The following is an 18,155-nucleotide window of genomic DNA, read 5'->3' on the forward strand; positions in this document are numbered from 1 at the left end:
ACGACGGCGCCTATCCAGCGAACATTCCGTCGCCGAAATTCTCGTACATCGTGCGTTCGGCCCGATATTCGGCCGATTGCTGATATATGCGCAGGAACTCCGCATCCTCCGGGCTCAGCGGTTCCCCGGCCTCGACACGCGCCTCGCATTCCAGAGCCCGCTTGAACCTTTCGCGCGGCCGCTCGGCCGGGGCGCGTTCGCGACGGATCGCGAGGTCCAGCACCACGGCCCGCTCGGCCGCGATCTGTTCCGCACTGCGCACCGGCGCCTGGTCGCGGGGCTTGGGGGGTGCCAGTGGCTTGCTGGAACGCGCCATCTGCACCACCTTGGCTTCCGGGCGGGCGGTTTCCTCGGGTGCCGTGGCCCGCATGTCGGCGGCCAACTGGCGCGGAGACACCGTGTTGAGCTCTTTCTCCAGGGCCCGCTCGGCCCTCTTGATGCGGGCGTTACGGCGGCCATGGGCATGAGCTTCGGTGACATCGAAAAACCCGACCTTCTGCTCGCACGCCGCGCTGCCAAGGAACTCACCCTTCTCGCTGTAGATATGGACAGCGCCATGCAGCTGCTCGGGGTCGAACCGGACGACGACGCGCTGACCGGCGTGATCGACCATCCACGGATCGTAGTAGACGTTGTCGAAGAGCGTCAGGCGGCCGTGGCTGCGATGCAGCCTGCGAGCCTCCTGGCCCATCATCAACAGCCGCTTCTGTTCGCCACTCAGCTTCTTGACCTTCGTCACCTCGTAGCTTTTCGCGAAGGCTTCATCGAAGCTCGCGCCTTTCACGGTGGGCGACAGGCGCCCCATCCGGGCGTTGTGCGCATCGATCAGCTCGCCCACCACGGCGACGAACTCGTCGATCGGGATGGCGCGGTTGCCATAGTTCTCGGGCTTGGCGTCGGGCCGGTTGCCCACATAGGCCCCCGCGAAACGCGGGTCCTTTGCAATGTCCTCGGCAAAATCCCGAAATGCCCGCTCGATCGGCTTGGCCTGCCCGTGACCCGGCGTCGCCCAGTGGATCTTGATCTGCAGCAACTCCAGAATGCCCGCCGGATCATCGTCCAGAATCCTGAAGCGGAAACGCGTCTTTGCACCGCCGGTCATCCACTTGTTCGCGAACTCCCGGCCGTTGTCGAAAAGACAGTGTTTCGGCACACCCCAGTTTTCGACCATCTCGACAAAGGCGGCCATCACCATCACCTTGTTCGGCGTATGGTCGATCCGCCACGACAGAATCTTGCCACTGAAGATGTCCTGGAACGCGATGATCTGCGCGCGGCTGGGGTCCTTCTCGCCGGGCCAGCGGACGAAGACATCGAACCTGTGGCAGTCCGCATTCACCCCTTCCATCGCAACCATGCTGGTGCGGTCGCGCACCTGGGGCGGATAGCACCGCTGCAAGCCCGCCTCACCTTCACGGGCATAGACCATCGTCACGCGCGGCACCTCGGCCTTGAGGCGGCGCAATGCCGTGTGGCGCGGCGGAACCTCGATGCCCTGGGCCTGGCAATAGCGCACGGCACGGCGATAACAGGCTGCAAATGCCGGCGCCTCGCGGCGCAGGTAGTCGCCCTTGATCCAGGCAAAGAAAGTAGGGTCGATGCCATCGCGGCGGTCTGTCCGCCGGGCATTCCTGTACTGGGGGGCCAGGTGCATCAACCAGTCCATCGCGTCTTGCCCTGCCACCATGCCGTACCAGTTCCAGATCGCACGCACCGAAGCGCCCGAGGACAGGGCGGCCTGTTCGATTGCCACCTGCTTGGTCAGCCCTGCATCCTGAAGCGCTTCCACCTGCTGAAGCACTGCCAGCCGTTCGCGGGCCCGCGCCTTGTGGGTTTCAGGAAGGCTGTCGAAATAGGCATGCGCATCGACAGGCGACTTTGCGGCCGGCGCGCTGGAAGAGGCTTCTGCCGCCCGCAGCAACCACTGGCGGGCGCGCAGGGGCAACAGCATCCAGTGGTACTCCCATCCACCGCCCCGCCTGGAACGGCGCCGCGCATGCCGGGCATCGCCCTGCCAGCCCTCACGATCCGCCAGGGCATTGACCCGACGTTTCGTCGTGGGCATCCCCGGCAATTCCGCCTCGGCCAGTTCGGCTGCGGACCACCAGATCTGCTCAGGATGGGTTACGGAACTCACTTGTCACCTCCCAGCTGCGCCAGCATCTCGCGCAGTTCCACCGCCCGGTCCTCGACGAACTGGCGTCGGACACCGGGGGTGGTCTGGGACCAAAGGTTGATCAGCTTCAGATAGGCCGCTTCCTTCGCACTGATGACGGTTTGCGGCCTGTCGCGCATCGCCCAGGCGCGGCGGGCCTCGGCAGCCGACTTCGAACGCCCCTCGACGAGACGGGCCACGACGTCGAACCGTTCATCGGCGGTGTGTATCTTCGCGATCGCCTGCAGATCGGCCAGGGTCACCTTCCGCGGGGCGGCGCGCAGCCGGGCGATCTCCTCGGCGTTCAGCTTGTCTCCCGCGGCAACCAATCGCTCGACGTGACGCTTGGAAAGGCCGAACTTTTCGGCTGTTGCCGATGCAAACGACATCATGTCGCTTGCATCGGTCCATCTCGCCGTCGCCCCCGCAACACCTGCCCGTGTTTCCGGATGCAGCTCTTCATAGACGCGCTTGCGCGCCGCCAGGAACACCGACGTATCCAGCGCCGTCAGATCGGCCCCCGCCAGGTTTCCGTCCACCTCGAAAAGCCGCGCCTCGGCATCGTTGCACTTGAACACCTCAACGGGGATCGTCGTCTCGCCCAGCTGCCGCATGGCTGTCAGGCGATGCGCGCCATCCATGACGACATCGCCATCCGGTTTGCGGCGCACCTGGATGCGCCCCACGAACCCACGGGCGCGGATCGCATCCATAAGGCTTGCGACGCCGCTTTCGGAGACATCGCGCAGCCGCCCTTCCAGGGCGATCTCGTCGACGGGAAGTTCCGTCACGGTGTTCAGACGGTGGATCATTCGGAGGCCGGTCCCTTCAGCATCGTATAGAAAAACACCCAGCGATCGCCGACGCGCAGCCGCTCACAGACGATCTCGGCGCCATTCGCGCGCAGTTCGGCGACGCAGGCGCTGATGGCCAGGACGTGACTGCGCCGTGCGATGTCGCGGGTACTGTGCGGCTTGCCGTCGGCAAGAACCCTGCGCAGACGCTGCAACCGCTCGGATGTCATTGTCGCGGCATGCATCACGCGGCCCCACCACCATAGGTGACCGCCAGGATGCCCTCGATATCGTCGATGGCACCGCTTTCAACGAGTCTTGAATAGGCCGTTAAAGCCTCCTCAAACTCGTGGGTCACCGACAGGATCACCTCGCCGGGCGCCTTCTGCGGATAGTGGCCTTCAGCCCGGGCGACCAACGCCGACAGGCGCATCATTGCCCGGTCAAGGCGGCGGAAATGGTCCAGCGGGGTGACACTCATGACAGCACCCATTCCAGCGCCAGCGCGCCGAACAGCATAACAAACAGGGCCGCGCAGCCGGCTGCATCGGCGATCAACCGGCGCCAGTCCGATGTCCGGGAGGAGATGGACACCGAACCGACGCCGCCCCTACCATCGGCGTGACCAAACAACCGACGGAGGGATTCGAAGATGCTGCGTAGCACCATCAATGACGACTTTATGAACGACTTGCCGCTCAGGCTGTTCCGCCCGAATGAACTGCGCATCGAACTCGGATTTGTGATCGCAGCCTGCGGCTGCCTTCCGGCCAGCGTCGAAGCGACAACCGATGATGAATGGCGTGTCTTCATGACGGATCGCTTTCCACGTGAGGCACCGAAAACCGAAAACGCGTGGCATCAGAGCCTGTCATCCACCGAGCGCGAAAGGATTGTGTTTCAGGCGCTTCGGGTTGGTCGTGTGCTCGACAATCTCGAAGGCTATGCCGGGCCGGGACACGAGGCGCCGCAATGGTGCCTTCTGCCGCAGGACTGGTATCAAAGGATGTCGGTTGTTCTCGGCAGTTGCTCTGTTCCGTTTGCTTGGATTGCAATCGCAGACGGATTGCAGTGATCAGCCGGGCAAGTGCCCCCCGGTCGCTACCGTGAGCGGGGGGCAAGCGCCCGGGGGTCTTCCCTTCGTCCGCACGCGTTCCATCGCGCGGGTCAGGGAACTGGGGGGTGTTGAAATGCTCTTCCATCACCCGCACTCCGCCTCGAACTGGGCACGCATCATCAACTCGCCCGCATGGGTCGCGAGCCGTCCAAGCCTCAGAAGACCTGCCGCCTGGCGGGGGTCGGTGATGCAGTTGGAAAGCTCGATCGCAAAGGCGACCTTCTGACTGTCGCTCATGGCCGAACAGGCCTCGCGGGCCATCTCGGCGGGCGGAATGCGGACGGGGATCATCGGGCAGTCTCCTTCGGAATGAGGGTGGGCGCACATTGAATTGGGGTTCCCGAACCCGACGGCGCGCTGCTAGGTTCGCTCAGGGACCGGGCGGAAAGGTGCAATGGCATGTCGGACAAGGCTAGGATTTCGGAATTGCAGGCCGAGTTGACGGCCTTGCGCGCGGATGTTTTCGCACAATCCACTTTGGCATTATCCTTCACGGTGGCCGCCTGTCGCGCCAACCCGGCGCTGATCGGGCCTACGAAAGAAGAGGCCGAGCTTCGCCTGAAAACGGCGCAGGCTATGGGCACGCAAAGTGACCTTGCGCTGGACAGTCTCGATCATTGGATCGACTGGTTCCTTCAGGAAACCCAGAGGCGCTGAAACGTCAGCGTCGATCGTCCGGCGCCGATGCATCAACTGGTCGAACTGCACCACGCCAAGGAACTTGTTCAGCGACACACCCTCGTCAAGAAGTAATTCAAGCGTGCGCTCGGACAACGCGATGACCACCGCGCCATCGTCATAGGTGGTAATGCCGGCAATGATGCCCGCAGGCCGCTCAGCTGCGCGGGGCCGCGGCCTTTGGGAACTGGGATCACGGACGATCATCGGGCAGTCTCCTTTTTGCAGGGAGTGGGGCGCGGAATATCCTGTGGCCATTCGAGATCGCTCGGCCAGTTCTCAGCGAACCAAACGAGTATTCGATCGCGACGGGATAACGTCATGCCAGCCCGGCTATTTTCCAGCAGCTCGAAATACCCACCACGCCCTGCTGATCGCAGGCTCACAGTGCTGCGCTGCAGGTTCCGGTGACGACCGAAGGCCTCGGCAAGAAACAGTATGTTTCGGATATCATTATTGGCGTTCATGCCAACATCTAATATTGGCTTACGTGCCAACGTCAAGAGGGAACTTGCGGGTGCGCTTATTTATTGGCAGAACTGCCAACATGGAGAAGGCGGACATACTGAAGGTCATAGAAGACCGGATCGCTGAGATGGGATGGACCATCGCAGGCGCTTCTGAGGCGGCGGTTGGCAATCGCACACTCATTTCGAACATGCGTCGCGAGCGACATGGGATGCCGTCCTTAGAGAACCTCTCAAAATTGGCTCAAGTCTTAAACTTGGAGCTGTATTTCGGTTTGCCGAGACAGCCATGCAGCAACACCGACAGCGATCAGGATGACCAGAAGCCATTGGCCGACTATCACGAGATCAGGCGCTACGATGCCCAGCTGTCCGCCGGCCCGGGCGCGAACGGCGACAACACACAGCCGCTTGCACCAGTTGCCTTCCGGTCCGACTGGCTAGCACGGGAAGGTCTGATCGCGGACCGTTGCATGGTGGTCACGGTAAAAGGGGACAGCATGGAGCCCCGTCTAATGGATGGTGACTTGGTCTTGATTGACCGCCGGATGCAAGATCTGCGTGACGGACACATCTATGCCTTCATCGACGTGACGGGTGACGCACGTATAAAGCGGATCGAGTGGCTCGCTGACCAGTTGTTATTGCTTTCGGATAATCCGGATTATCCGACCGAGGCCCGCACGGAACGAGACGGCGACGGATTTCGAATTCTCGGTCGTGTCGTTTGGCACGGGCACAGCTGGACAGACAAGCGAAGCAAACATCGAAGGATGGCCGATACCGCAAGGACCTCGAGAAACAAGGCAATACTTCAAAATAGATGGTACTGATTCGAGAGAACAAACATCAAAATGGCGACATGTGAACTCTGTGGTACGAAATTCGGCGGCGCTCTCGTAGACTACAAGGGGGCGAAGTGTACAGACTGCGTGTTAGAGGCTGCAGGTCAGGCCTCCCACAAACAAGCTCAAGCAACTCGCAACCGTGCGATCCTCCTCACCACCGAGACGCACATTGGCGAAGTGGAGCGGCTCGGGATTGTGGCGAGCGAAGTTGTTCTTGGCATGAACCTGTTCAAGGATGCCTTGGCGAATCTGCGTGACATCTTCGGGGGACGCAGCGGCACGGTTCAGAAGACGCTGGCAGAGGCGCGCGAGGCAGCGTTCGAGGATCTGCGGCTCAAGGCCGCCGACCTGGGCGGCGACGCCGTGGTTGCCGTGGACATCGACTATCACAGCCTGTCGACCAGCGCCGCCTCGACCAACATGCTGATCGTGGCCGTGAGTGGCACGGCCGTCCGTATGGGAGAGAAGAGATGACCGGGGAACCGCTTGTTGCCTCCTTCGAGAAAGACGATGTGTGTGCACCCGCACTTCAACAGCAACAACCACAGCATCATTGAGCAGATCATCTGGTGACGACATAGGGAGAGGCAGAGTGTTCAAGCTTTCGACGGCGATCATCTTCATGTCCACCAGCATTGCTTTCGCCGCTGACTGTTCGTCGTGGCAAAATCCTTATCCAAACGTTGCACATCTCAAACCATATTCGGTTCCGGTTGAGAACTTGGCGGATCACCTGAACCAATCAGAGTTCACGCATGGCTTTGAATTGGGAATCAGCCTTCAGGCGGGTGACCTCAGGGTCGAGGTCATCTCCGTTCCGGGCGACACTCTATCGGCAGCAGGGCTGATGATCCTTCTTCAGGTTTCACGCCTCGCGAAGGAGGACTTTGAACGTTTGGTTCTTACCGAAGACGGCGAGGCCATCTATTTTCTAGACGCGGATACCGCCCGTGAAGCGGGCTGCCAAGCGAGTTGGGGTGTGCCGTCAACGCATGGCAGCCCCCTCCCATTGTTCGTACTGCTGATGGGCAACATGAAGTCTATCGACGGCAAACCTGTCGTGAAACGATATACCGGATCGTGGCTGCGCGACATGAACATCGCGCTTGAAGCGTACAATGTGTCTGTCGCGGCCGACTGGATCCACAGCGCGGTCCGGTAGAAAATATCCTGCAGATACTGGCCGTGAGCGGTGCAGGTGGGGGATGGACCGATTTTGACCGTTGGCTATGGCGCTGGGTCGTCCAGCCAATTTCTCTGTGAATCAACCGGTGATCGGGCAATATCACCGACGACGTCCAGATACGCCCGACCCATTAGCTTTGGGGCATCAGGATGATCGCTGGCGTGGATCAGATAGAAGGCCACCTTTTTTTCCCCATCGCGCTGGAGGATCGGATAGGGCTTGACGTAACTATACCCCAATTCTTTGATGAACCTGTTCGCCACATGGAGCGCAAGATCCTGCTGGGTCAATTCGACCAGAGAACGCCACGTATCTCCGCCCCACCACTTGTCCAACTGCGTTGTCCGTGCAGGAGTTCGAGACTGTGTCAGTGATCTATGTATCCACGAGGTTCCTAAAAAATACATCAGTTCGATCTTCCGCACTCCGGCCTTCCTGGCCAAGAGTTGGACGGTACTCCAGTGACATTCTGCCGTTCGTTGATCGAGCAACGCAAAGACAGGCGTTCTCTTATACATTCGCCCCGCCATGAGAATGGTTTTAACGGTTTCGTTGAAGTCTCCTTCCATGATTGAGACATGGCGAAACGCAGGCTTGCGGTGATGCGCCGCCTTCAGACGGCGCAACTGCAGAAGGCCTTTGGGGTCGTTGTCGCACAACCACAAGCGCCTGATCCTTGGCGGATTTATCTCCAGAACACGCCTGGCCGTCCAGGCAGTTTCATCATCTCGCTTTTGCGGTGCCGCAAATCCGTCGATGTAAAGGCCACCTTTTGTGACAAACTGATACTTCGCCAGATATCCGGCAATCAGCTTGCTTTTGGACACTGTTTGATCCGGGGCCCTGTTAAAGCCTCTGGCCGGAGACCTGGGAGAATCCAGTTTGAAACTCGCTTGCGCTTTGGGCGGCGCGAGATCCTCCAACGAAAATAGTTCGGCCTGTTCTACCAGGCCTTTGCCGCGGGAAGCTGATCCCATTCCAGTCCGTCCAGTTTTCGCCCTGCAATTTTCTTGCCGACACGTAGCATCCGTGTGCCATCTGCCGCTCGGGCCTCTTTCGCCCTGTCTGCGAGCAGCATGTTAATACCATCGCCGGGCGCCCAGTCGCCCCATTGCTTGAAATGAAACGCTGTCTCGGTGCGCATGCATTGTGAATGCAAAGATCGGAACCACTCGGGTGATGCTGGACGTGCTTTCGGTCCGCTCTCGCCACCTGTAATCACCCAATCGATTGTCGTCTCCAGCCAAGGCTCGATGGCCAGCGACCCTAGAAGGGGTTCAGCGGAGATGAACCTTACCTTGGCGGGTATTGCGGCCAGGTAGGGCAAAAGCTCGTCGGCTCGGTGCTGCAGTTCAACTGTCGTTCCGAGCCAGACATTGTCCGGCCACTCAGCTTGCCATTTCGCCATCCTGGCTACGTTCTGCGGGCGCTTCGTCAGCAATAGCCAATCGAGATTGGGAGTTTCTTCAATTAGATCGAACAGTCGTGCTCGCAGCGGTACCAACTCCTCGCGATCCTCGAAAACATCCGCCATGGACGCACAAAAGACACGGGGTCGTTCGGCGGCACCCTCTGCGTCACGGTTCCACTTGAGCGGTTGTCGCCAGTGCGTATCGCTCAACTGCCGCCGTTCCGGCTTCGGGCCCCATACGTTCTGGCCAACACGCTTTGCCCAAGCCTCCGCGTAGCAATGCTTGCATGCCTCGGATACTTTCGTGCAGCCCCACCACGGATTGAACGTGTGAGTTGTCCATTCTATCTTCGAATTCGCGCCCATAGGAGACCTCCGGAGATCACCGTCGCACAGTCATTCGGGCAGATCAATGTTTCTGGCCACTGGCGCGGCCAATGACGGTCTATAGGGAAATCAGGCGGAAATCGCGTCCCAGTTTGACCAGACTCCGCTCGCGTTGCTCTCAGGCCAATCCTTTGCTGCTACACGAAAAATCCCGTTCTGGGACGTCCGCCCCCAACTGGGCGCTCGGCGTCCCGGTTTCCGGTTAACATAAATGATGATTATCAGCGCTCGTCGCGCGTTGAAGGGGTCATTTAACGTGGTTTTAACAGGCCTTAGCGACTTGCGCGGATCATCTCAGGCCCTGTCTGCGCCCACCGCGAAGTACACCACTTTTCTGAACGGGGTACTGGGGTGCAGAACATGCTCTCATCGTCATTCCCGTCCGAGCAGCCGGTCAGCGAGCCCTATTTTATTGGGCGTCCGGCATCTTCCGATGTTGTCCGGCCTCTTCCGGGCTCACTGCAGTACTTGGTGTCTCATTACAAGAATCGCGCTTTTTCGCCCTTCAGGCGGCAGAACCGGCCGGGTTCAGCGCCGCTCGGCGTGCCCGATGCGGTCGGGGTTGATGCAGGCCCGCCCGGCGCGTTCGAACTCCAGCGTCGAATGCGAGATGGCGAAGCGTTCGGACAGCACCGCCTTGATGGCGGCCTTGATGCCGTCGATTTCCTGCCAGCTTGCATCGTGCAGCACCACGTGCGCATCCAGGGCCGCCGCGTGTTCCTGCATCTGCCAGAAGTGGGCGTGGTGCACATCGGCCACCCCTTCGGCGGCAACCGCGTCGATCACGGCATCGGTGTCGATGTCCGGCGGGCTGCCCAGCATCAGGATACGGTTGGTCCCGCCGATCTCGCTGAAGGCCAGCCAGAGGATGTAGAGCGCGATGAGGATGGTGATCGCCGGATCGACCCAGCGGATATCGTAAAGCAGGATCAGCGTGCCCCCGACGATCACCGCGACCGAGGCCAGGGCATCGGAAAGGTTGTGCAGGAACAGCGCGCGGATGTTCATGCTGTCCTTCTGCATCGACCAGGTCAGCAGGGCCGTCAGCGCATCGACGATCAGCGCGACAGCCCCCATCACGATCACCAGCCACCCGGCCACCTCGGGCGGGTCGATGAACCGCATTCCCCCCTCGTAGACAAGGTAAAGCCCGACGACGATCAGCGTAGTGTAATTGACAAGGGCGGCCACCACCTCGACCCGGCCATATCCGAAGGTCATGCGCCGGTCGGCGGGACGGCGGGCGATCTTGCGCGCACCGAATGCGATGACCAGCGAGGCGACATCGGAAAAGTTGTGCAGGGCATCGGCGATCAGCGCCAGGCTGCCCGACAGGATGCCGCCGACGATCTGGGCGGCGGTCAGGGCAAGGTTGGCGATGATGGCAATTCCGACGCGACGATCACCCGAATGCGCGTCAAGCCCGTGATCGTGGTCATGGGGCATGGAAACCGGCCTTTCGCTCAAACGCAGTCATGGATCAACGCGCCCCACCCCGGTCAGGGTTCCGCTACCGGACCAGGCGCAGGGCAAAGGGCCCGGTGCTGACCGCGATCTCGACCAGGGTGGCCCCGTCATAGACCAGACCCAGGTTCAGCGACTTGAACCGGAAGGGCGAAAGGTGCCCCGGCCCGGCAATCACATCATAGGCCATGGCGCAGGTCGTGCGCCCGCCCTCGGTTCCGGCCGATTTCGGCGTTACCTGGATGACCCGCCGGCCGTCATAGATGCGGAAAGCCGCCGGACAGCCCCCGGCGCCGATCATCCGCCCGAAGGCTTCGACCGGGTCAAGCACGCCCTGCGGCACCTTGCCCGGGTCCGACAGGGCGGTGCGTTCGCTTGCCGGGGAAATCACCGTGTCGATCACCCGCCCCTTGTCCAGAACCACGGAAATCCGGCGCGATTCACCGGGCGCGCGGCTTTCGCCGGTATAGTGCAGAACCCGCTGCCCCGCCTCGGTGCGGGCGGCGCGCGACCGTCCCTCGAACACGCCGTCGCCCACCCCCAGCGGCGTGTTGTCCAGCGTGGTGCGCAAGAGCCCCGGCGCATAGTCCAGCGTGCCCAGCGTGCGACCGCCCAGCATGGCGCGAAAGGTCTCGCCCGCCGCTGGCAAGGGGGCAAGGGCGATCAGCAGCGGCAACATGGCCAGGCGAAGGGGGGCGAACATGGGCGAACTCACACTGAACGGCCCGCGGACGGCGGGCTATTTGCCGATGATGCCCCGCGCCGACCCCGCAATCAACCGGGCAGCATCGGCCAGCGGTGCGACCGGTGGAAGGACGGTGCGGCAGCACAGGTATCGCGGATGCCACTCGGGGTCGAACTTGGCCTTGAACCGGCGCAGCCCCTCGAAATTGTAGAACCGGTCACCGTGCTGATAGATCAGCGTGCCGAAGCGGATCCACAGATCGCCATGTTTTGCGCCGCCCGGATGGGTCGACAACCCGGCAAAGGGCACCATGCCCATGCTGAAACGGGCGCCGCCTTCGTCCTTCAGGCGCAGCATCAGGGCCGTGAACAGGTACTCCATGCTGCCTGACGGCGCGTTCTTTGCGTGGCGCATCAGGTCGATGGCGGCGCTGCGCGATTGCTGCGCCTCAAGGATATTGCCGAAGGCCACGATCCGGCCCTGCGACCGCACGACCGCGATCCGCCAGCGGTTCAGCCAGGCCCGATCGAACCGCCCGACCGAGAACCGCTTTTCCCGCGCCGCATGCAGCGCCAACCAGTCGTCGGACACCCCGGCCAGTTCGCCCAGCAGGGCATCGGAATGCGGCGGCGACAACAGATCGAACGTCAGGCCGTCGCGGCTTGCCCGGGCGTGGCTGGCGCGCAACTTCTTGCGCTCCGGCCCGTCAAGCGAGAAGTCGGCCAGCGGAATGATCGCCTCTTCGCCCATCTTGTGCAGCGACAACCCCATGTCGAGGGCGGTCTGGATGAAATCCTCGGGGATCTCGTAGAACACAGGCCGCGCGCCGGCGGCGCGGGCAGCATCGTGAAAGGCCCAGGCCAGTTCGGTGCGCGCCGTATTGCCCCCCGTGGGGGCGCCAAGGGCAATCCACGAGGCGCCCTTCACCCCGTAGGACAGGACAGCGCCGCTGTTCTCGGCAAACATCAGCATCTTGTCGCCGGTCAGGGCCAGCATGTCGCCCCCCTGCCCCTGGGCGTCGATGATGCGCTGCGCCTCGTTCAGGGCATCGGCATCGGGCGGGCGCATCCGCACGCGGGCGGTGCGCAGGGCCGAAGACAGCACCCCCAGCGCCAGCACCACCGCCGCCGCCAGCCCGGCGCGCCCCGCCGTGACCGAGGGCATGTCGGCCCCGATCTGCCACCAGGCCACGCCCCCCGGCGCGGCATTGGCATGCACCAGAAGCCAGGTCAGCCCCAAGGCAAAAAGGATCGACAGGATCATGCCCACCCATTGCACCGACCACAGCCCCTGGGCGATCCGGGCGGTGCGCCCGAAGGCGCTGCGATAGGGCAGCAGGATCGCCAGCATGACGGTCAGCAAAACGACACGCTCCACATCGCGGGTCTTGAAGGCCGCCGTCGCGATGCCCAGCAGCAAAAGCCCCGCAACGATCCAGTAGGCCTGACGCGACTTGCGGAACAGGCTGACCGACAGCACCACCAGGAAGGCGCCCAGAATGCTGGACACCAGCGCGCTGCCCTCGATCATGGCCAGCGGCAGGATCGATTCCAGGTCTTCGGCCGTGGCAGCGGGGTTGGGCAGAAGCCCCGCCAGCATCATGAACAGCCCCGAGGCCAGCACCAGGAACCCCATGGCCAGGGGCACCATGCCCATGCCCGCGGCAAGAACCGGCGTCAGGGCGCTGGCGCGGCGCAACCGACGCCCCGTCACCGCCCAGGCCTCCATCACCGACAGAACCGCCATACCCGCGAGGAAAGGCAGCAGGAAATAGATCAGCCGGAACAGCAGCAGGGCCGTGACCGCATCGTTCAGGGGCACATGGCCGGGCAAGGCCGCGATCACCACGCTTTCGAACACGCCGACACCGCCGGGCACATGGCTGGCGATGCCCACCATGGTGGCGATGGCATAGACGATCACCAGGTTGGAAAACGGCAGCGCACCGGGCGGCAGCAGGACATGAAGAACCAGCGTGCCCATGCAGATTTCGATGGCGGTGAACACCAGTTGCGCCGCCAGCGTGCCCAGCGACGGCGCCTTCAGCGCAAAGCGCCCGATGCGCAGGGTGCCGCCCCGCAAGGCCAGCACCACAAGCGCCAGAACCCCCAGGCCCACCGCAATCAGCGACCACAGCCGGATGACATGGGGGGCAAGCGCGGTCATCTGCACGATCTCGGCCGGGTGCCAGGCCAGCGCGGCCAGCCCGATCAGCGTGGCCCCGATGCCATAGGACAGCGCCGCGAACGAGGCGATGGCGGCCACGTCGTAGGCATCCAGTCCCAGGGCGGAATAGATCCGATAGCGCACGGCACCGCCCGACACCGCGCTCAGCCCGATGGTATTGCCGAAGGCATAGCCCAGAAAGCCCCCCAGCGCGATTGTGGGCAGCGGCAGGCGCTTGCCGATATGGCGCAGGGCCGACCAATCGTATCCGATCAGCGCGAGATATCCAAAGACCGTCGCCACGATCGCGGCCATGATGCTGCTGCTTGATGCGGCGCGCAGGCTGGCCATCACGCGCGACAGGTCAAGCGGGGCCAACAGGCGGTAAAGCGCATAGGTGCCCGCCACGAACAGCAGGAAGGTGACGATGACCGCAGCATGCTTGCGCAGCACCGACAGGACAGACAGGTGCTGTTCTTCGGCGGTGTCGGGTCGGCCCGCTGGCAATTCGCTCACCCCTGGTTCCTCATCTGGTTGGCCCGCCATGGGTCAGGGCCGATAAGGACTGCATACGCCAAAGACCGCAAGGGGCGATACCGCCCAGGCACCGCCCCTTGCCGTTTGCGTCTGAACGCTCAGGCGGCGAACATGCCGGCCCGGGCGTCGCTGCCGACCCGCGGAAAGCTGAGCCGCCCGAAATCGGCGATCTGGCGCACATGGGGAAACATCGACAGGTAAAGCGACAGCAGCGAGGGTTCGATACGGTTCGGGTTCAGCGTGCCGGGGTGCATGCTTTCCACCTCGACCCCGTTGGCCAGAACGGTGCGGTGCGACATGAAGCCTAGGTGATAGGTCTGGATCGTCGAAACCGGGTGAATCTCGATCACGCTGACGCCGTCCGCCATGGGCCCGACAGGTTCCAGCACGGCCTCGGTGCCATGGGCCGCGCGCACCGCGGCACCCCGGTTCAAAAGCCGGGCCCCCTGCCCCAGCAACAGATCGGGCATCGGGCGGCCCAGCCCGAAGGCATCGGCGGCAATGCGGTACATGCGAAGCGGCGCAACCTCCTGCGCGGCGCTGCCCGGCACCACGGTCATTGCGCCCGTCCACATCAGCGGAGCAAGGCCGGTGGTGGTTTCCACCGGCGTACCGGGCACCAGATCCTCGATGGCGACCGGGCCGTTGATGGTGGGAATCAGCGTGCCGCGTCCGAAGGCCGAAAAGGCATCCTCGAACAGGGGGATCGCCGGAGCGACGCGTGCAAGCTCATCGAAATTGCCCAGCCGGTCGATCCACTGAACGGAGAAGCGGCGCGTCGGGCGATCCTCGACACGGGGCACGGTACGGCGGCGCACGGTCCATTGCGTGGAGGTCGTTCCATTTGCAGCGCCCGAGAGCGCCTGGCGGGAGTATGTCATGCGAGCAGCCTTCCGGTCTGTCCACACTGCATCGGCCCCCACCGAATGTGCAGTTGGTCTCTCAACCGTGCCACCAGCGTGACCACGAGTCAATTTAAATCATTCAAAATCAAACAAGTAGGTAAACAATCGGGCCGCACTCAATGGATCGTGTCCGCCCCGGCATCAATGGCGTCATCGCATCGTGAACAATGGGGCCGTCACCCTGGCGGCGCGGTTGGATCGTGAACGAAAGACCCGCAACTAGCACAAAAGGCGCCCGTGGGGCGCCCTTGTTTCACATTGCCGAACAATCAGCGGTTCAGATCGATGCCATCCGGCCGGCCGTGACCAGTTCTGCCGCCTTGGGCATCGCAACGACCATCTTGCGCACCTGCCACGGCATTTTCGGCTGGGGCTTCCTTGTCTCGTCCAGGGCGCTCTGCAACCAACGACGCTTGATACCCATGATCTGCTCCTGACTTCTGCTCGGATGGCCGGTGGGCCGTTACATCTTTCGATGCATCCTTTGTCGCCCTGAAATCGGGCCACCCCAAGGCGCGCAATGGTTAAGGTTTGGTTCTTTTCTGGGCCAACAGGGTTAACAACGTGGCAACCCTGCCCGAATGCCGCCACAATTGCAGTGCCTGCGCCGCATTTGCCTCCGCTAAAGCCGAATGACCGCGATCAGCCTGCCATAATCCGCTTCGCGCTGATGGACGCTGCGCCGGTAGGAATAGAAACGGTCCGGGTCGGCATAGGTGCAGTGGCGCGTCCATTCCGCATGGGCAATTCCGGCCTCGCGCAGGCGATGCAACCCGAAACCGGGCAGATCGAAATGCGCCTTGCCCGCCGCACCACCCGCGAAGAAACGGGCGTGGTCGGGGTCTTCATCCAGGAAGGATTCAAGGAACTCCGGCCCCACCTCGTAGTTGCGCTGACTGATCGAGGGGCCGACCACCGCGACAATCGCTTCGCGCCGCGCCCCCAGGGCAATCATCGCCTCGATGGTCGCCTCAAGCACGCCGCCGATGGCGCCCTTCCACCCGGCATGGGCACCGCCAATGACCCCGGCTTCGGCGTCCGCGAAAAGCACCGGCTGGCAGTCGGCGGTCAGGATGCCCAGGGCCAGGCCCGGCGTCGCCGTCACCATGGCATCGGCGCGCGGCAAGGCCCCCGAAAAGGGGGCGGTCACATGAACCACATCGGCGGAATGCACTTGGTTCAGGGTGACAAGGGCCTCGGGCTCCACCCCCATTTCGCGGGCGACGCGGGCGCGGTTGATGCGCACGATATCGGCCTGGTCCGACGATCCCTTGCCGCAGTTCAACCCCTGAAACACGCCCGACGACGCCCCGCCACGACGGGTGAAGAACCCGTGGGCGACAGGTTTCAGGCTTTTGGTCGTGATGATTTCGATGGTCATGCGCCCGTTCCCCCCGGGGCCGGCCCGTCGTCGGAGTAAAGTGCCAGCACCTTGAACAATTGTCCCATTTCCGACGGGTGGGTCAACCGGTGATGCGCACGCACGAGGGATTCGATCACCGCTTCGTCGCGGCCACGGGCCAGGGCACCGTGGCGTGGCCCGCTGCCCAGCCGGTCAAGAAACGCGCCCTGTTCGGTCAGGGGCGCGACGGCGCAGGCCAAGTTGCGCGCCATCGGGCCAAAGGCCACATGGGCGGTCAGGTCGCACTGCCCCGGCAGCGACAGAGGCGGCACCTTTTCATGGGCGCGCACCGCCTGGAAGGTATCGCCCAGCGATATCTCGCTGCCGTAATCCACGATCAGGGCCGCACCGCACCGCGCGGCGATCCGCCCGCCGATGTGTTCGGCCAGGGCGGCGGCGGGGGCGCAGGTTTCCACCATGTCGCCCTCGGAAGTGTCGGCCAGGCGGTCGGCCAGCGCGGGTGGCGCGATCGGATCGGTCAGCCCGAAAACCAGTGCACCATCCCGCGCCCCCACCACCCGTTCGCGCCAGGCGTCGCCGCTGCGCAGGAATTGGCGGATCGGCAGGGCATCGAAGAATTCGTTGGCGACAAGAAACAGCGGCAGGTCCGGCAGGTCGGTCACGTTGTCGTGCCACTGGGGGGCGAAACCGGTCAGCGCCTGCGCCTGCTGCGCCCGCAACGCCGGCGATGCCTCGACCAGGTGCAATTGCATCGCGGCGTGAAACCCAGGCACGGCGCGGGTGGCGCGCAGGGCATCGGCCATCAGCGTGCCGCGCCCCGGCCCAAGCTCGGCCAGGATGAAGGGCGCGGGCGCCCCCCGGTCCAGCCAGGCCTGCGCCAGGCACAGCCCGATCAGTTCGCCGAAGACCTGGCTGATGTCGGGCGCGGTGATGAAATCGCCCGCCGCGCCGAATGGCGTGCGCGTGGTGTAATAGCCATGTTCGGGGTGCAGAAGGCAGGCGTTCATGTAATCGGCAACGCTCAGCGGGCCCTGCACCGCGATCTGGCGCAGCAGGATATCCGCCAGCCGGGTCAAGCCGCCCGGCCCCGCGCCCAGAGGATAAGGCCAAGGCCCAGCACGATCATCGGCAGGGACAGAAGCTGCCCCATGGAAAGCCCCGCCTGCCCGAATTGCAGGACATAGCCCATGGGATTTGTCGCCGTGATGAACTGGGCATCGGCCTGGCGGAACAGTTCGACAAAGATCCGCGCCGCGCCATAGCCAGCCAGGAACACCCCCATGACCGCGCCGGGCGTCCGCAGCCAGCGCGCGAAGAACACCAGCCCGATCAGCAGCGCCCCCAGGACAAGCCCCTCAAGCCCCGCTTCGTAAAGCTGCGACGGATGGCGCGCGCACAGCCCCTCGACCAGGGGGCAATCCTGCGCCGCCTCGCCCGGGAAGATCACGCCCCAGGGAGCATCGGTCGGGCGGCCCCAAAGCTCAGCGTTGATGAAATTGGCCAGCCGCCCCAGCAAGAGGCCCGGCGGCGTGCCAAGCGCCATCAGGTCGCAGATGCTCAGCAGTGGCACCTTGCGCCGCCAGGCAAAGATCAGCCCGCCCAGCGTGACGCCCAGCATGCCGCCGTGAAACGACATGCCCCCCTGCCAGATCATCGGAATTTCCAGCGGATTGGCCAGATAATGGGCCGGCTGATAGAACAGCACGAACCCCAGCCGCCCGCCGATGATGATGCCCAGAATCACGTTGGTGATCAGTTCCTCGACCGCGCCGGGTTCCATCGGGGCGACGCCACCGGGCCACAGCCCGTCGCGCCGCACTGCCATCACGGCCAGCCGCCACCCCAGGACAATGCCCACGATATAGGCGAGGGCATACCAGCGCAGCGCAAAGGTGAACCCGCCCAGATCGATCGAGAAGATCTCGGGGGAGATGTCGGGAAAGGGGATCGCGTATATCATGGGCGCAGGAACACCCCCGAATGCCGGTGAAG

The 18,155-nt window shown here is 63.3% G+C and carries 20 protein-coding genes; 4 read left to right on the forward strand and 16 right to left on the reverse strand.

The annotated features are described in order from the left end of the window. Nucleotides 1-10: 10 nt before the first annotated feature. Genes H7828_RS03410 through H7828_RS03425 form a run of 4 tightly spaced genes read right to left on the reverse strand, consistent with a single transcriptional unit; the run spans nt 11 to nt 3,430 of the window. The gene (locus tag H7828_RS03410; RefSeq protein WP_226779552.1) at nt 11-2,137 is read right to left on the reverse strand and encodes a transposase domain-containing protein; all 2,127 of its coding nucleotides are present in this window, start codon (nt 2,135-2,137) and stop codon (nt 11-13) included. Beyond that, the gene (locus H7828_RS03415) at nt 2,134-2,967 is read right to left on the reverse strand and encodes a ParB/RepB/Spo0J family partition protein (RefSeq protein ID WP_226779554.1); all 834 of its coding nucleotides are present in this window, start codon (nt 2,965-2,967) and stop codon (nt 2,134-2,136) included. Before H7828_RS03415 ends, H7828_RS03410 begins: the two co-directional genes overlap by 4 nt. Next, on the reverse strand, nt 2,964-3,194 hold the full coding sequence (locus H7828_RS03420; protein WP_226779555.1) for a hypothetical protein: 231 nt from the start codon (nt 3,192-3,194) through the stop codon (nt 2,964-2,966). The genes H7828_RS03415 and H7828_RS03420 overlap by 4 nt, the downstream gene beginning before the upstream one ends. Continuing rightward, the gene (locus H7828_RS03425) at nt 3,194-3,430 is read right to left on the reverse strand and encodes a hypothetical protein (RefSeq protein WP_226779557.1); all 237 of its coding nucleotides are present in this window, start codon (nt 3,428-3,430) and stop codon (nt 3,194-3,196) included. Before H7828_RS03425 ends, H7828_RS03420 begins: the two co-directional genes overlap by 1 nt. Before the next feature lie 171 nt (nt 3,431-3,601). Between H7828_RS03425 and H7828_RS03430 the strand changes: the two genes are divergently transcribed. After that, complete coding sequence (locus H7828_RS03430; protein ID WP_226779558.1) at nt 3,602-4,024, forward strand: hypothetical protein; 423 nt, start codon at nt 3,602-3,604, stop codon at nt 4,022-4,024. Nucleotides 4,025-4,150: 126 nt separating this feature from the next. Here the strand turns inward: H7828_RS03430 and H7828_RS03435 are convergent, their stop codons facing one another. Beyond that, nucleotides 4,151-4,357: a hypothetical protein gene (locus tag H7828_RS03435; RefSeq protein WP_226779560.1), complete on the reverse strand. Its 207-nt coding sequence runs from the start codon at nt 4,355-4,357 to the stop codon at nt 4,151-4,153. 192 nt (nt 4,358-4,549) lie between these two features. Then, nucleotides 4,550-4,951 (reverse strand): hypothetical protein, encoded by a 402-nt coding sequence (locus tag H7828_RS03440; RefSeq protein WP_226779561.1) that lies wholly within the window; start codon nt 4,949-4,951, stop codon nt 4,550-4,552. Nucleotides 4,952-5,291: 340 nt separating this feature from the next. On the opposite strand from H7828_RS03440, the gene H7828_RS03445 reads away from it, so the two are divergent. The 3 genes from H7828_RS03445 to H7828_RS03455 all read left to right on the forward strand — a co-directional run bounded on the left by H7828_RS03445 (nt 5,292) and on the right by H7828_RS03455 (nt 7,221). Next, nucleotides 5,292-6,044, forward strand: coding sequence for a S24 family peptidase (locus tag H7828_RS03445; RefSeq protein WP_226779562.1), 753 nt, complete (start codon nt 5,292-5,294; stop codon nt 6,042-6,044). 99 nt (nt 6,045-6,143) lie between these two features. Next, nucleotides 6,144-6,533: a heavy metal-binding domain-containing protein gene (locus tag H7828_RS03450; protein ID WP_425354925.1), complete on the forward strand. Its 390-nt coding sequence runs from the start codon at nt 6,144-6,146 to the stop codon at nt 6,531-6,533. Between the two features lie 118 nt (nt 6,534-6,651). Beyond that, a complete protein-coding gene (locus tag H7828_RS03455) occupies nt 6,652-7,221 on the forward strand; it encodes a hypothetical protein (RefSeq protein ID WP_226779563.1) in 570 nt (189 codons plus the stop codon). A 65-nt stretch (nt 7,222-7,286) separates the two neighbouring features. Here H7828_RS03455 and tcmP read toward each other — a convergent pair whose 3' ends face one another. The 10 genes from tcmP to lgt form a co-directional block, all read right to left on the reverse strand. Then, nucleotides 7,287-8,072 carry a three-Cys-motif partner protein TcmP gene (gene tcmP / locus H7828_RS03460; RefSeq protein ID WP_342592280.1) on the reverse strand — a complete coding sequence of 262 codons (786 nt, stop codon included), beginning with the start codon at nt 8,070-8,072 and terminating at the stop codon, nt 7,287-7,289. Between the two features lie 116 nt (nt 8,073-8,188). Beyond that, on the reverse strand, nt 8,189-9,022 hold the full coding sequence (locus H7828_RS03465) for a DUF5131 family protein (protein WP_226779566.1): 834 nt from the start codon (nt 9,020-9,022) through the stop codon (nt 8,189-8,191). A gap of 549 nt (nt 9,023-9,571) precedes the next feature. Beyond that, nucleotides 9,572-10,489, reverse strand: coding sequence for a cation diffusion facilitator family transporter (locus H7828_RS03470; protein WP_226779568.1), 918 nt, complete (start codon nt 10,487-10,489; stop codon nt 9,572-9,574). Nucleotides 10,490-10,553: 64 nt separating this feature from the next. Then, the gene (locus H7828_RS03475; protein WP_226779569.1) at nt 10,554-11,210 is read right to left on the reverse strand and encodes a DUF3108 domain-containing protein; all 657 of its coding nucleotides are present in this window, start codon (nt 11,208-11,210) and stop codon (nt 10,554-10,556) included. A 36-nt stretch (nt 11,211-11,246) separates the two neighbouring features. Beyond that, nucleotides 11,247-13,874, reverse strand: a complete 2,628-nt coding sequence (gene mprF, locus H7828_RS03480) for a bifunctional lysylphosphatidylglycerol flippase/synthetase MprF (RefSeq protein WP_226779571.1) — start codon at nt 13,872-13,874, stop codon at nt 11,247-11,249. Nucleotides 13,875-13,993: 119 nt separating this feature from the next. After that, nucleotides 13,994-14,776, reverse strand: coding sequence for a Hint domain-containing protein (locus H7828_RS03485; RefSeq protein ID WP_226779573.1), 783 nt, complete (start codon nt 14,774-14,776; stop codon nt 13,994-13,996). A gap of 301 nt (nt 14,777-15,077) precedes the next feature. Continuing rightward, nucleotides 15,078-15,224 (reverse strand): hypothetical protein, encoded by a 147-nt coding sequence (locus tag H7828_RS03490; protein ID WP_226779574.1) that lies wholly within the window; start codon nt 15,222-15,224, stop codon nt 15,078-15,080. Between the two features lie 198 nt (nt 15,225-15,422). Further along, nucleotides 15,423-16,181: a peptidoglycan editing factor PgeF gene (pgeF, locus tag H7828_RS03495; protein ID WP_226779575.1), complete on the reverse strand. Its 759-nt coding sequence runs from the start codon at nt 16,179-16,181 to the stop codon at nt 15,423-15,425. Continuing rightward, a complete protein-coding gene (locus H7828_RS03500) occupies nt 16,178-17,239 on the reverse strand; it encodes a class I SAM-dependent methyltransferase (RefSeq protein ID WP_226779577.1) in 1,062 nt (353 codons plus the stop codon). Before H7828_RS03500 ends, pgeF begins: the two co-directional genes overlap by 4 nt. After that, a complete protein-coding gene (gene lgt / locus H7828_RS03505; protein ID WP_226779578.1) occupies nt 17,236-18,123 on the reverse strand; it encodes a prolipoprotein diacylglyceryl transferase in 888 nt (295 codons plus the stop codon). The genes H7828_RS03500 and lgt overlap by 4 nt, the downstream gene beginning before the upstream one ends. Nucleotides 18,124-18,155 lie beyond the last annotated feature (32 nt).

Origin of the sequence: Oceaniglobus trochenteri (assembly GCF_020529025.1) — a bacterium.
Taxonomy (GTDB): domain Bacteria; phylum Pseudomonadota; class Alphaproteobacteria; order Rhodobacterales; family Rhodobacteraceae; genus Oceaniglobus; species Oceaniglobus trochenteri.

Bases quoted from the DNA above. Each gene is read 5' to 3' on its own strand.
- pgeF (WP_226779575.1), bottom strand. From the start codon at position 16,181: ATGACCATCGAAATCATCACGACCAAAAGCCTGAAACCTGTCGCCCAC.
- H7828_RS03430 (WP_226779558.1), top strand. From the start codon at position 3,602: ATGCTGCGTAGCACCATCAATGACGACTTTATGAACGACTTGCCGCTC.
- H7828_RS03465 (WP_226779566.1), bottom strand. From the start codon at position 9,022: ATGGGCGCGAATTCGAAGATAGAATGGACAACTCACACGTTCAATCCG.
- H7828_RS03420 (WP_226779555.1), bottom strand. From the start codon at position 3,194: ATGCATGCCGCGACAATGACATCCGAGCGGTTGCAGCGTCTGCGCAGG.
- H7828_RS03470 (WP_226779568.1), bottom strand. From the start codon at position 10,489: ATGCCCCATGACCACGATCACGGGCTTGACGCGCATTCGGGTGATCGT.
- H7828_RS03435 (WP_226779560.1), bottom strand. From the start codon at position 4,357: ATGATCCCCGTCCGCATTCCGCCCGCCGAGATGGCCCGCGAGGCCTGT.
- H7828_RS03490 (WP_226779574.1), bottom strand. From the start codon at position 15,224: ATGGGTATCAAGCGTCGTTGGTTGCAGAGCGCCCTGGACGAGACAAGG.
- H7828_RS03485 (WP_226779573.1), bottom strand. From the start codon at position 14,776: ATGACATACTCCCGCCAGGCGCTCTCGGGCGCTGCAAATGGAACGACC.
- H7828_RS03425 (WP_226779557.1), bottom strand. From the start codon at position 3,430: ATGAGTGTCACCCCGCTGGACCATTTCCGCCGCCTTGACCGGGCAATG.
- H7828_RS03415 (WP_226779554.1), bottom strand. From the start codon at position 2,967: ATGATCCACCGTCTGAACACCGTGACGGAACTTCCCGTCGACGAGATC.
- lgt (WP_226779578.1), bottom strand. From the start codon at position 18,123: ATGATATACGCGATCCCCTTTCCCGACATCTCCCCCGAGATCTTCTCG.
- H7828_RS03445 (WP_226779562.1), top strand. From the start codon at position 5,292: ATGGAGAAGGCGGACATACTGAAGGTCATAGAAGACCGGATCGCTGAG.
- H7828_RS03440 (WP_226779561.1), bottom strand. From the start codon at position 4,951: ATGATCGTCCGTGATCCCAGTTCCCAAAGGCCGCGGCCCCGCGCAGCT.
- H7828_RS03475 (WP_226779569.1), bottom strand. From the start codon at position 11,210: ATGTTCGCCCCCCTTCGCCTGGCCATGTTGCCGCTGCTGATCGCCCTT.